The organism is Mesorhizobium sp. LSJC269B00, from assembly GCF_000502815.1.
GTDB lineage: Bacteria > Pseudomonadota > Alphaproteobacteria > Rhizobiales > Rhizobiaceae > Mesorhizobium.
On the sequence record NZ_AYVN01000021.1, the window covers coordinates 1 to 11,952 of the forward strand.

At 60.9% G+C, this 11,952-nt stretch carries 16 protein-coding genes and 2 pseudogenes; 13 read left to right on the forward strand and 5 right to left on the reverse strand.

Features of this window, described 5'->3' with window-relative positions; genetic code table 11:
• A pseudogene (locus X771_RS136900) lies at positions 1-407 on the forward strand (transposase); the annotation flags it as partial.
• 706 nt (positions 408-1,113) lie between these two features.
• On the opposite strand, the gene X771_RS136895 reads toward X771_RS136900, so the two are convergent.
• Positions 1,114-2,262: an ATP-binding protein gene (locus X771_RS136895; RefSeq protein WP_023690463.1), complete on the reverse strand. Its 1,149-nt coding sequence runs from the start codon at positions 2,260-2,262 to the stop codon at positions 1,114-1,116.
• A gap of 170 nt (positions 2,263-2,432) precedes the next feature.
• Here X771_RS136895 and X771_RS1000000168470 point away from each other — a divergent pair, with 170 nt between their 5' ends.
• A complete protein-coding gene (locus X771_RS1000000168470; protein WP_198025868.1) occupies positions 2,433-2,813 on the forward strand; it encodes a hypothetical protein in 381 nt (126 codons plus the stop codon).
• Positions 2,814-2,855: 42 nt separating this feature from the next.
• Here X771_RS1000000168470 and X771_RS0135355 read toward each other — a convergent pair whose 3' ends face one another.
• The 3 genes from X771_RS0135355 to X771_RS136880 all read right to left on the reverse strand — a co-directional run bounded on the left by X771_RS0135355 (position 2,856) and on the right by X771_RS136880 (position 3,657).
• Positions 2,856-3,146, reverse strand: coding sequence for a helix-turn-helix transcriptional regulator (locus X771_RS0135355; RefSeq protein WP_031203328.1), 291 nt, complete (start codon positions 3,144-3,146; stop codon positions 2,856-2,858).
• Positions 3,147-3,200: 54 nt separating this feature from the next.
• Entirely contained in the window at positions 3,201-3,380 is a 180-nt protein-coding gene (locus X771_RS136885) for a hypothetical protein (RefSeq protein WP_023697507.1), read from the reverse strand.
• Positions 3,381-3,450: 70 nt separating this feature from the next.
• On the reverse strand, positions 3,451-3,657 hold the full coding sequence (locus tag X771_RS136880) for a CsbD family protein (protein ID WP_023690464.1): 207 nt from the start codon (positions 3,655-3,657) through the stop codon (positions 3,451-3,453).
• Positions 3,658-5,099: 1,442 nt separating this feature from the next.
• Here X771_RS136880 and X771_RS1000000167640 point away from each other — a divergent pair.
• A pseudogene (locus tag X771_RS1000000167640) lies at positions 5,100-5,319 on the forward strand (hypothetical protein).
• 53 nt (positions 5,320-5,372) lie between these two features.
• Here X771_RS1000000167640 and X771_RS136875 read toward each other — a convergent pair.
• On the reverse strand, positions 5,373-5,651 hold the full coding sequence (locus tag X771_RS136875) for a hypothetical protein (RefSeq protein ID WP_023694917.1): 279 nt from the start codon (positions 5,649-5,651) through the stop codon (positions 5,373-5,375).
• Between the two features lie 648 nt (positions 5,652-6,299).
• Between X771_RS136875 and X771_RS0135360 the strand changes: the two genes are divergently transcribed.
• The 10 genes from X771_RS0135360 to X771_RS136840 all read left to right on the forward strand — a co-directional run bounded on the left by X771_RS0135360 (position 6,300) and on the right by X771_RS136840 (position 11,915).
• On the forward strand, positions 6,300-6,740 hold the full coding sequence (locus X771_RS0135360) for a hypothetical protein (RefSeq protein WP_023697508.1): 441 nt from the start codon (positions 6,300-6,302) through the stop codon (positions 6,738-6,740).
• A 613-nt stretch (positions 6,741-7,353) separates the two neighbouring features.
• Positions 7,354-7,680 (forward strand): DUF736 domain-containing protein, encoded by a 327-nt coding sequence (locus X771_RS136870; protein WP_023673530.1) that lies wholly within the window; start codon positions 7,354-7,356, stop codon positions 7,678-7,680.
• A 175-nt stretch (positions 7,681-7,855) separates the two neighbouring features.
• Positions 7,856-8,116, forward strand: coding sequence for a DUF2285 domain-containing protein (locus X771_RS136865; protein WP_023673529.1), 261 nt, complete (start codon positions 7,856-7,858; stop codon positions 8,114-8,116).
• A gap of 134 nt (positions 8,117-8,250) precedes the next feature.
• Positions 8,251-8,499, forward strand: a complete 249-nt coding sequence (locus tag X771_RS1000000169565) for a DUF6499 domain-containing protein (RefSeq protein ID WP_084013101.1) — start codon at positions 8,251-8,253, stop codon at positions 8,497-8,499.
• A complete protein-coding gene (locus X771_RS0135365; RefSeq protein ID WP_023673528.1) occupies positions 8,471-9,016 on the forward strand; it encodes a DUF2285 domain-containing protein in 546 nt (181 codons plus the stop codon). Before X771_RS1000000169565 ends, X771_RS0135365 begins: the two co-directional genes overlap by 29 nt.
• Before the next feature lie 140 nt (positions 9,017-9,156).
• Positions 9,157-9,438, forward strand: a complete 282-nt coding sequence (locus X771_RS136860) for a helix-turn-helix domain-containing protein (RefSeq protein WP_023690466.1) — start codon at positions 9,157-9,159, stop codon at positions 9,436-9,438.
• Positions 9,439-9,455: 17 nt separating this feature from the next.
• Complete coding sequence (locus tag X771_RS136855) at positions 9,456-10,616, forward strand: replication initiator protein A (RefSeq protein WP_023690467.1); 1,161 nt, start codon at positions 9,456-9,458, stop codon at positions 10,614-10,616.
• Positions 10,613-10,855 (forward strand): hypothetical protein, encoded by a 243-nt coding sequence (locus X771_RS136850; RefSeq protein WP_156936056.1) that lies wholly within the window; start codon positions 10,613-10,615, stop codon positions 10,853-10,855. The genes X771_RS136855 and X771_RS136850 overlap by 4 nt, the downstream gene beginning before the upstream one ends.
• On the forward strand, positions 10,852-11,373 hold the full coding sequence (locus X771_RS136845) for a DUF2840 domain-containing protein (RefSeq protein WP_023673524.1): 522 nt from the start codon (positions 10,852-10,854) through the stop codon (positions 11,371-11,373). Before X771_RS136850 ends, X771_RS136845 begins: the two co-directional genes overlap by 4 nt.
• Entirely contained in the window at positions 11,370-11,915 is a 546-nt protein-coding gene (locus X771_RS136840) for a S26 family signal peptidase (RefSeq protein ID WP_023690468.1), read from the forward strand. Before X771_RS136845 ends, X771_RS136840 begins: the two co-directional genes overlap by 4 nt.
• Positions 11,916-11,952: the final 37 nt, after the last annotated feature.

Consider the following 11,952-nt stretch of genomic DNA (forward strand, 5'->3'; position numbering starts at 1 on the left):
AGGAAGCACGGCGACGACTGCCTGCAGGAATTGCGCTGGCTCTACGACCGGCGCGATCTCGCAGAGGCCAGGGCTGATCTTGCCGCATGGCTGTCCAAATGGTCCGCCCGCTACCCGCGGCTGACCACCTGGGCGGAAGAAGCCATAGAACAGACGCTGACTTTCTTCCGGCTGCCGCGTCAGCATCACAAGCACCTCAAGTCCACCAACATGCTTGAACGGCTCAACGAGGAAATCCGCCGGCGCACCTATGTCGTGCGCATCTTCCCGAACGCCGAAAGCTGCCTGCGCCTGCGCCTGGTCAGCTGGCCGTCGAAACCAATGAAAACTGGATGGAGGCCAACCGCTATATCAACATGGATGATCTGCGCGAGCACAAGAAGCTCGCTCTACGCCAAGCCGCATGACCAGTTTCATGATCGCCCATTTTGCAGAACTTGACGCACACAACCGTAGGGAAGGGCGGATTTAACCCCCAAAACACCCGCGACAGAGATGCTCAAGTCACGCTCTTCAAAGCCATTCTGATTAGACGTGACGCTGCGTTCGCAAAGGGTATCGAGCGGGTTAGTTATGTATGAAAACTGTGACGCCCCGATCGAGCACGGATTCGCACGCATATTTCTCTAACCCACGCCTCTCGGGCGAATGAACCGCCTCTCTGCTTACTCTGGCCGTGCCGTCTTCTTCTCCCGCGGCAGTTCGCGTCTTTGTTTGCAGACGACCACGATCGATTTGTCCCAGCGATCCACTCGCCGCTGGGATAGATGATTGCTTTGCTGATCTTGAGGAACGATGGCCTGATCCGCATGCAACGCGCCCGTTCGAAGAGTCCCGTCGCTTACCTGGCCGTGACAGCGAGCGATGACTTATTCAGGGGTGAGCAAGTTGAGGGTCAGGCATTGGCGGGACAGATAGCAGAGTTGTGCAACAGATTGTTGCACCCGCGACCACGTCGGTAGAGACCCGAGGAGAAATGTCGGCGGCATCACCGCGGACGCTCGTGGTGACCCGAAGCTCTCAATAGAGCTCAATGACCGCTTTGCGTCTAATATGACAGGTCGAGCGCGCTACCCTCTTGCCTGAAAACCGGAACGGCCGGTTGCCGAATGGCTAGTTATCCAGAACCAATCTGACTTTCTGGGCGAGAGCTTGGAGGGTAGCGGGTTTCTGCAGGAGTTGAACGTTTGGATCGATGATCCCATTGCGAACTATGGCATCACGTGCGTAACCGGACGTAAAGAGCACCCTCAAGTCAGGCCGCAATTCAACGGCAGCATCCGCAAATTCCCGACCGTTCATTCCGGGCATGACAACATCCGTCAGCAGCAAGGAAACGTCTCCTCGATCCTCAAGAATGCGCAGGCCTTCAACCCCATTCTCAGCAGAAATCACCGAATAGTCGAGATCCTCGAGCATTTGCATTGTCAGTTGTCTTACACTCGCCTCGTCCTCGACGACGAGGATCAATTCCTCTGGCTTGCCATTGGCAACGTCTTGGCTGTTCGCCCGCCGTGCTCCATCGGCGGGACCATTGTGCCTTGGCAACCAGATGCTGATGGTAGTCCCCACCCCCAGTTTTGAATCGATTTTGACATAGCCACCGGACTGCTTGACGAAGCCAAACACCTGACTCAGCCCAAGGCCGGTTCCCTTGCCGACACCTTTGGTGGTAAAAAACGGCTCGAAGGCTCTTTCCAGAACCTCCGCGCTCATACCCGAGCCCGTGTCCCTCACCGCAATAAGGACGTAGGGGCCGGGGGAAATGCCATGATCTGCAGCAACCGACTGGTCGACCAGGAGTGCAGAGGTTTCGATTGTCAGGGTTCCGCCCTCCGGCATGGCATCGCGAGCGTTGACCGCCAGATTTACGAGGACATTTTCGAGTTGGCTGGGATCAGCGAGCACTGCACCGTCATCGGATTGCACGACCGTATTGAGTGTTACGTGCTCGCCCAGGGTCCGGCGCAAAAGCTCCGACATATCCTGCACCATCCGGCCGACGTCGAGGGATTCAGGGGAAAGCGGCTGCTGCCGGGAAAAAGCCAGTAGCCTTTGCGTCAGCATGGCAGCTTTGTGGGCACCCTCGGTCGCGGCTGCGATCAGTTGGTGCACGCCGGGCTCGCCGCGGTCGACGCGCCGCTGGATCAAGTTGAGTCCTGAGATGACAACTCCCAACATGTTGTTGAAGTCGTGCGCGATACCGCCCGTGAGTTGCCCCACCGCCTCCATTTTCTGGCTTTGGCGCAGCTGATCCTCCAAATTCCTGCGGACGTTGAGGGGGAGCCGTCATCTGATGCTGGCCTCCGATCCAGCCAGCATCTTGAATCACAAAACCACTCTCACGGGAATCCCGCAGATTCAGTCAAAATCTGAACTGCTCTAAGCGTCCATTCAAGCGGCTCGTGATCTGGTTGCTCGTGCCACATCACTTGACGGAAGTCGCGGCGGTCAACCTGCTGGCCGCATATCGGGCCAAAGGTCGAAACGGTCTTGTCCGTCTGCCGGCGAATGTGGTTTGCCGGGGATGCGTGGGCCAAGGGCTGCTATTCTGGTCATGCTCGAACGAACACGATTCCGCGGCAAAAGTTCCGTCAGTTTGGTCTTCTCAGTTGGTGAAAGACATCGCACCAAAAGCGGAAGTCATTTGGTCGGCCGTCGAAATGTGCCTCCAAAGCGCAGTGCGCCACGGCGGTCGGCGCTTCAAGCCCATAGAGTTCGATCGCAGATTGAGCGGCCTGACCTTGGTCGACGAGATCGGCAATCTTCAAAGCCGTAAATCAGCGCTCCGCATTGCGAGCCTTCCGGTATGAGTTCCGAGCCTAAGACGCTCCTGAGTAGGCTTTTCGCCCTTATTATTTTCTCTGCCGCCGGCGCCACTGTCTATTGTCGGTGGCGAGGCCGCTGCCACCTTCTGAGCGGGCGAGCGATGGAGTGCCTTCGACGGTGAAGACGATTCCGGCGTCTTCAAACGCTTTGCGGATCGCCGCGATGTTGTGGGGACGCGATTTCCTGAATCCGTTCTCAAGATCGCTGATGGCCATTTCGCTAAGATCTGCCTTTGCGGCAAGTCGCACACGCGACCAGTTCAGTAGGGCTCGTGCTGCTCTGGATTGATCTGCTGAGAGTACGGTTCGGCTGTCCATAAACAGTCGAACATTCAATATCGCTTAAATGTTCCTCTTGACCTTCTGCGATTTCTAACGGCGTGATGCCGGCCTCTCGGGTAACGCGGCGGGGTTTTCCAATAACTTTGCGGAACGCTGATCGTCACGCCGCAACGTCTTCTTTTTCGGCTTGGTCTTCTCAACCAGATCCGGCCTTTTCGCTATCAGGTAGTCAGCCTTGTTCGTTCGATAGTCTTCTTTGTGGATGGACATTTCTACAATCTCCATTGTGGAGATCAACGCGGCTGGAAGCCGACAAGGTCGATCCGAACGGCGCACCGTCCTAATACGAGTCTTGTCGACCATACCAGTCGTCGACGTCTCGCCGCACGCGATCCTTCTCAATGCCGTAGCGTTCCTGGATCGTACCTTCGAGCTGATCGCGGTTGCCGGCTATGCGGTCGAGATCATCATCAGTGAGCTTGCCCCACTGCTCCTTGACCTTACCTTTGAATTGCTTCCAATTTCCTTCGACGCGATTCCAGTCCATGATGGCGATCTCCTTTCGTTGTCCTTTCGAATAACGGTCGTATGGCTGTCAGGTTCCGCTGCAGGTAAGCGCGCTTGCTTGTGATCTAGCAATGGAACCTAATGCCCGTCGACCGCATGTGTGCGCCGGCCTTTTCCGGTTTGGGAACACAGCCGGCCTTTTGCCGTTGGTCTGGAACAGCTTCGCAAGGAAATGCACGTGCTCGCCGATCCGGGCATCTGGGTCGCGTTGGCGGCTGTGTTCATCCCTTATGGAGTCGGTGTCGCACTGCTTCTGAGGGTAGCCGGTTGATGGACCTGCCAGCGCTGCTCTGGCGTCAGATGAGCGGATTTCCATAGAAGCCGCCTCAACTTGGCGGCGGGGGGTCTTCGCGTTCGGCCATCTGTTCCAAGAGCTTCCTTGACGCAGCCAGGGCGCGGCGTACGTGGGGAGTTGAGTTCGCCGACCATATCGATGGCGAAGGCGCCGGACAGGGCGCCACACGTCTTGGCGGGGCGCTCTGAGGGCGTTGGCGATGTCATCGAAGATCGCTTCCATCGGTCGAGTCTCGAACGCCGAACCTGTGAATCCCCTGTTTGTTCCGTCAAAGTCTAACGATCAGGGAAGCGCCATTGAAAGCACGTGCAGTAACGGTTGATTCAACCATTGCTGGTAAATTGTGAAATGTGGGTGGCGGCTCCGACAGTTCGGGGTGGAACTCAATGCCGAAGCCGCCTGCGCAGCCAAGGTTGGGGTTTGACCGCGCCGTCCTATAATGGGACAGCGCGGTCAACGATTCGTTAAAACGTTCTGGAACTAATTAAGCACGCGCTAATTGACTCGCGGTCTCGGGAGTCAGTGCATGCGTGAAGTTCATTCCTCCGATGGTGCCGATTTTGGCGGGACAGGCCTCCCGAGGGCATTGCACAGCGTCACGTACCGGCCGCCGCCTTCGTCTTCCCTCTTCTTAGAGATCCGCCATTCGTTGGGCGAGTGGGTTGTTCGCATAGGGAGGAACGGTGAAACGTATTCCCGAGCATTCGAATATGAAGCAGATGCCGTCGCTTTCGCTGGCGATCAGTCTTCTCGTCTAGGATTGGAAGCTCCCCCGAAGCGAGCAACTTGACGAAATCAGCGAGAGACGCGCTGAAGCAGAGCGACTATCTGTTTCGCGGTCTCGTCGGTCCCGATCACTGGCGACTGTCGTGCGTCATCTTTCTGTATGATCGATGACGCCTGTTCGGGGGTGGTATCATCCTCCAGGTCGAACTCACGGACTCCGATGGGCGTTCTTGCCTTACATCTCACACATGGATTTTTGGTGCGAAGCCAATTCATAGTGATTGGGCCGACGTGCGGCCTGATTGAAGGTCAAAAGCTACTTCGGCGGCTGCGAACAGCCTAGTCTATGACCTCGCCACCGAACAGCCGGAACCTAAGCGCTTAATGGAGCTTAAGGCTCCATGAGTACACGCGGTATCAATTTCCTCGATCGCTGGGATCGGCAACAATCTCCCCGAAACGGCGAAGGCCGACACGGTTTCGATAAGTGAGTACACACACAAATTGTACGCCGACGCTAAGGCGCTCGGGATCAGGCGCGAAGAGATCGACGAAGAAGTTGACAGCCTATATCGGACGCTGGTCGATGCGCCTTCGGAACTTACCCCCCCTATAAATTAGCAGGGGAGGCACGGCATTCTTCAAGCCGTCGCTCTTATCCTTTCCCGATAGCTTCACCGGACATCGCGCTGGCCGACACCTTCTTGCGCAATGCCGCAGTGTGCCTCGATGGCGCTGACCGGGCGGCGGATCTGGGCAGGCGCAATGCGGCCCTTCACGCCATCGCCATCGCCATTGAATTGCTCCTGAAGTCGCATCTTCTCAGAACAGCGACCGACGATCGCTGGAATCGCCGCCATATCGGGCACGATCTCGGCAAGGCCGCTCGTTACGCCGAGAGAGCTGGATTGGGCCTGCCACCGCAACTGCACAGCGTCATCGCCCAGCTTCATCCTCATTTTCAGCGTGGCGGCTTCCAACGGGACCCAGCGCGTTCATGGCCGTCCGGTTTATCGCTCGACGCCCGCCACATCGCGCGGCGGCTTGCTCAGACTCTCATGGAACATAAGCGTCGCGCTAACGACGCCGCTGCTCCTGACTTGAAGATGACCCCACCCCCGCGATCCATTGCGCTGATCCTTGGTCCAGCCGACGGCCTGACGCCATCAACCCGCAAGGGGTCGGACTACGCGAAGCGTGCCGCCGCTCCGGCTTCGCCTTCGCGGTGATTGCGGCCATCCGCCGAACACATCGGGCGCCTGTCAGCGGGGGAGGGTCCTCCGCTTCAAACAGGAGCCGGATCGATGTCCCTCGCCGACGCGCATGCCTTCGCCTTCAGCCTCGCCGCCACCCTCATGGTCGCCATCGTCATCTTTCGTGCCGGCGACGGCACTCTCTCGGTCGTGCCGGCGAACGAGTATGACGGCGACGACACCGCCATCATCGGCGAAATCGACCGTTCGCCCCAGGACGGGGCTAACATTGCCGCTGGCGAAACAGAGCTTTGGCATCTCGCCGGTGCTTTTCGTTGCTATGCTCTGCGCGGCGTTGCGGTGGTGGTGGAAGGCGCAATCGCCAGAGCTATTCTCGGAGACACCACCATGATCATCCTCGGCATGTTCGTTTGTATCGCGGCCATCGGCATCCTGTGCTGGTTGCTCTTCACGCTTGCTATCTTCGCCCTTCCGTTGTTCGCAGGGGTCAGCGCAGGTACGTGGGCATTCAACACCGGCGCCGGCTGGCTTGGCGCGATCCTCGTCGGCATCCTGGCAGCCGGGTTGACGCTCGGCGTCGGCCAAATCCTCCTCGGCGTTATCAGCTCCATGTGGGCGAAGCTGGCGATCACGCTTGTCTTCGTCGCGCCTGCGATGGTTGCCGGCTACCATGCCACCCATGGCATCGCGAAGCACATGATGCCTTCGGAAACCTGGCAGGTCGTCTTCTCCGTCATTGGCGCGACCGCCGTCGGCGTCACGGCATATCTGCGGGTCGCGGGCATGACGTCAGCCGACCAATCCGGCAGGGACGTGGTTCGAGCCTAGACCCCCGCGGGCGGCGCAGGTGGACCAGACCGACGAAGGCCTAGCCTCCTCATTATCGGTGGTTGGAGCAATCGGGTTCCATGCCAGGATCGAGCAACGGCCACGTGCCGGCGCGGCCCCGTCTGGGACTTGGACTTTCTTTGGTCGATGCCCATGGCAGACCGACAAGTCGGTAGCAGGACGGCAGCGCGCGCGGTGGCGGCGGCGTTGCAGGTGCGCGGAATCTGTGCCTGGAATGCGTGGGCGATGCCGGTGAAGCCTGTAGCGATCTGCCGGAGGCGCGTTGCACGCCAACGTCTCCGTTCCCAATCTGTCCCAAGAGCGCTCCAAACGGCCTCTTCAATGGGCTGATCTGGCCGAACGACGGCTGAAGCCTCGACCGCCTAGGCCGCAACGGCGCATCTCGACTTTCTTCCCCTGCCGGCTCCCACCCCATGCCGCAAGCGCATGGGGACCCCGAGCGCCGCCATTCCTCGCGAGACAAGAAAGTCGTTCCTGCGCCGTCCTCCGCGTTGCTCCGGTCGCAAGCGATGCGTCGTCGGTCGCCTTCGGCCACCCGATCGCCATCGAGGCCGCATGGTGCGGGCTCGGGAACAGAAAACGGAGACTTACAATGGCTACCATCGGCACCTTCAAGAAGACCGCCTCGAACGAATTCACCGGGGACATCGTCACCCTCAGCGTCCAAGCCAAGAACGTGCGCATCGTCCCAGACACACGCGCCACCGGCGAGAACGCTCCCAGCCACCGGGTGCTGGTCGGCCGCGCCGAGATCGGCGCCGCCTGGTCGAAGACCTCCAACGAAGGCCGCGATTACCTGGGTCTCAAGCTCGACGATCCGAGCTTCAACGCCCCGATCTACGCCAACCTCTTCGACGACGAGGAAGGGGAGGGTTTCTCGCTCATCTGGTCCCGCCCGAACGCGCGGCGGGGTGACTAAGGACCCGCGCAGGCCCCGGCCGGAAGGCCGGGGCCTTCTTCCGCGGACGTCCGGTTCGATTCACTCAAGCCGAGAGCGATGCCGAAACCGCATCGCCTGATGCTTATCAACCGTCCTCCATCGGCGCTGTTGTTTCTATAAAATGCAGGCTTTCACTGTGAAGACGAGGCAAGCGATGATCGAGCCGTTTGACGAAACCGCGCCGACCAGTGACGAACTCACCGAATACGATCGGGAACACGTCAAGCTCTATGTGCGCCTGCTTGACGCCGCCGACGACGGCGCGGACTGGCGCGAGGTGGTCGAAATCCTCTTCGGCATTGATCTGACGAAGGAGCCACAACGCGCCCGGCGCATCCACGACAGCCATCTGGCGCGAGCGCGCTGGATGGCGCGTGCAGGCTACCGTCATCTCTTGCGTCGACCCGGCAACTAGCACCACAGCGCCTGTGGTTCGCGGGTGATGCCGAAGTGGCATCACCCGATGCCCGGCAAGGGTCTTCCGCCAATCGCTACAACCCGGAATCGTTTGGAGGCGGGGTCTACGCGTTGTTTGCGAGGAGCTCTTGGATGAGGCCGGATACGTCGCATTGGCGAGACAATGCCAGCTATGATTATTTTGATACATTACCTATCGAAGGGCTCGCCTGGGAGTGTCTGCGGCGTCACCAACCCTATCAACGGCACTACCAAGCGCTCCTTACCACAAGATCCGAAAAAGCACCCTTCCACCCTGAGGCACAGCGGCAGTGGGGGTTGCGATTTCCCGGCCACGCCGGATTTGTCCGCCTTGGCGCAAGACGTTCTGTGGTCGCCTGACGTCGATCCAGCTGTGGTTTCTCTCGTGCCGGCGCCGGAATTCCTGTCGTCCTTGCGATCGGCGCCGTTGACCGGCCTGGGCGTGGTCCACGACAGCCCGGAAGGACGCCACACTGTCCATAGTGCAGGTGTCGTCACCCAACTTCTCCTTCTGCCCGGCAGTGACCCGCACGGTCACCTGGCGGCGCTGATCCCCTTGGACGCAGAAACATTGGGACGGATCGAAGCACTCACCCGTTTCTGGCGTTCGTTGCAGGGGCGCCCCAAACCTTCGGACACGCGGATGACCCCGCAGCAGCGCCGCCGCTTTCGTCTGATGATGCAGGCCGCTGACGGCCATTCGAATGGCGCGAGCTACCGCGACATTGCCGTCGCCCTTTACGGGTCTAAGCGCGTCGCTGCCGATCCCTGGAAAACTTCCGCACTGCGCGACGCGGTGATCGGCCTGGTCGAAGGTGCCACCGCCATGATCGGCGGTGGCTATTTGCAAATCCTGCGTCATCGCCGCCGATCCTAGCGGGTCTGGCCGCGCAAAAGGGGTGGAGTTTTAGCCCCCCTCAACTTCCCCATCCCTGACGAAGCTTACTCTCCGCCACCGTGGTCTCCGCCCACCGCTGAACGCCAGCGGCTGCCCAAGACCCCACGGAGGTTCGACCCATGCGACCCGATATCGCCGTTTTGCCGCCGCGCTTCCTGCGCACCAAGGAGGCCGCGGATTTCCTCAGCCTGTCCGCCCGCACGCTCGAAAAGCACCGGACCTATGGCACTGGTCCTTCCTACCGCAAGCTCGGCGGCCGTGTCGTCTATGCCGTCGACGATCTTCAGGCGTGGGCCGAACGCGGCGCTGTCACGTCTACATCCGATCCGCGGGGGTCGGTCCTGCCGGCCAAGCGTCACACGCCGACGCCGCCGACGCACGGCGGACGATACGCACGCTGACCGCGCGCGGATTTCCAATGGTGGCTCGAAACCAATCCCTTTCGGAGCGCGGGCAGCTCGACCTGTTCCGGGCGCTGCCTGGCGACTTCGCCCCACGAGACGCGCAGGATCTCATGGCCTATCCGTTCTTCTCCCTTTCCAAGACGCATCGCATCACCCCGATCGATTTTGCGGCCGGCAACGTCACGATCCGGGTCGAAGCCGTGCCCGATCATGGCATGGCGACCATCTGGGACGCCGACATCCTGATCTGGGCCGCAAGCCAGATCGTCGAGGCGCGCGACGCGGGCCTTCGCACCTCGCGCCTGATGGCCGCCACACCCTATGAGATTCTCACCTTCGTCGGCCGCGGCAAGAGCCTGCGCGACTATCAGCGCCTGAAGGCGGGGCTTGACCGGCTGCAGTCGACCACCGTCTCGACGACGATTCGTCAGCCCGCCGAAGGCCGGCGTCACCGCTTCTCATGGATCAATGAGTGGCAGGAGCGCATCGATCGCCATGGCAAACCCGCGGGGATCGAGTTGATCGTCCCCGACTGGTTCTACCAGGCAGTCCTCGATGACGCGCTCGTGCTGACGATCGACCGCGCTTATTTCGACCTGACTGGCGGGCTGGAGCGCTGGCTCTATCGGCTGGTGCGCAAGCATGGCGGACGCCAGCCCGACGGCTGGCGCTTCGACTTCCGTCACCTTCACCAGAAATCCGGCAGCCTGTCGCCCCACAAGCGCTTTGCCTTCGAGCTGCGCGACATCATCCGCCGCCAGCCGCTGCCCGGCTACACCCTTGCGCTGGAAGTGGAGATTGGCGGCCGGGTTCTGCTTGCCTTCGAGCGGATCGGCTCCTGTGGAAGGCCTGTGGACGGCCTCGTGCTATCGGGAACCGGACCTATCGTGCCATCGGGAACCGCAGGCTCGTGCTATCAGGAACCGAAACGGCGCCTAACCCTGGGAAAGCAAAGCCGAAATCGCGCCCTTAACTTAGACTCTAACCCAGATTCTAACTTTGAAGCGCGCGCGCAAGATGGGCAGAGGCTCGTACGGCGAGCCAGCCACGCACTCAGCGTAACCACCAACAACACCCCCAACACGTCGACGGTTTCTGGCGGTCGCATCACGGCAACCAGCGCTTCCGAAGGTCCGACTCCGCCGCTTGATCCGCGCTCGGGAGCCGCCCGATGAGCGCCGCACCCCTAAATCGAAAGAGCCGTGTCGGGAAGGCAACTTTGACGCTGCATCTCGCCGGTGAATTGGCCTGCAAGGGAAATCAGTTCGCGACCTTCGTCGTGCGCCCCACCACCGACATGACGACTCAGGAGCGCGCACGCATCGCCGCTTTCGAGAACGACGTCATCGTCGCCGAAACGCTGCGCGCGAGGCTCGCGCGCGAAATTCCCACCACATCAGGAGAACCGAAATGACTGGCATTGCGGCTCCCCGCACGCGCGGCGCATTCCCGGCCACGCACCACGCTGCCGATAATCTCGTCCATGTCGAACTGACCTGGGTCGAGAAGAGGATCGAGAACTGGATACGGTTCGGCACGCCCGCCCAGGAACAGATCGTCGATCGTCGCCGGCGGATCCTGTCCTATCGTCCCGGCGTGGTCTTCGCCTTCGTGCGATGGGCGGCGAACGACTTCGGAACGATCATCTCACGCATCGACATCGTGCGTGCGGTCGCGTCTGGCGAAGCCTATCAGACACTGCCCTTCGTGCGACCCGGCGGCGACATCCTGCTGAAGGTCGAGAGCTGGCCCAAGGTCGAACGCGTGCTGCAGGCGATTGACGCCATCCAGCGCCTCGGCATCGAGCCTGAGTTGGTGTCGCCTGATCATTGGCGGCACATCCACAACCGGATAACCGCCGGCAATGCGCCGCGCAGCTACACACTCGACCAACATCGTGCCTTCCTGCTGCGCAAGAGGACTGAGCCGTGACGCGCGCCGGGATCATCTTAGCCAGCGTTATCGCAACCATGGGCGTCGGTTATCCCGGCCTCACTTCGATGCCCGCGAAGCTCATCTGGAATGCGTCAGCCAGCGCACCGATCGGCTTCTACAGGATCGACTTCGACGGACCCTTCGAGGTCGCCGATCTTGTGGCCGTCGACGCGCCCGAGCCGCTCGCGGCGTTCCTCGCCGATCGCGGCTATCTGCCGAGGGGCGTGCCACTCCTGAAGCGCATCCTTGGCGTATCGGGGCAACGGGTCTGTCGCTCGAACCTCACCATCACGGTCGATGGTATCGAGGCGGGGATGGCGTTGACGCGTGACCGGGCCGGTCGTGACCTGCCGGTCTGGCAGGGCTGCCGCCGCATCGCGAGCGGCGAAGTCTTCCTGATGAACCGGCATGTCCGCGACAGCTTCGACGGCCGCTACTTCGGCCTCCTCTCCACCAGACGGATCATCGGCCGCGCCGTTCCGCTGTGGACAGACGAGGACGGCAACGGCCGCTTCGAATGGCGCGCGCCAACGCGGTGAGCGCGCGACCAGCGGCGCGCGTCGTGGCGCCAGTCTT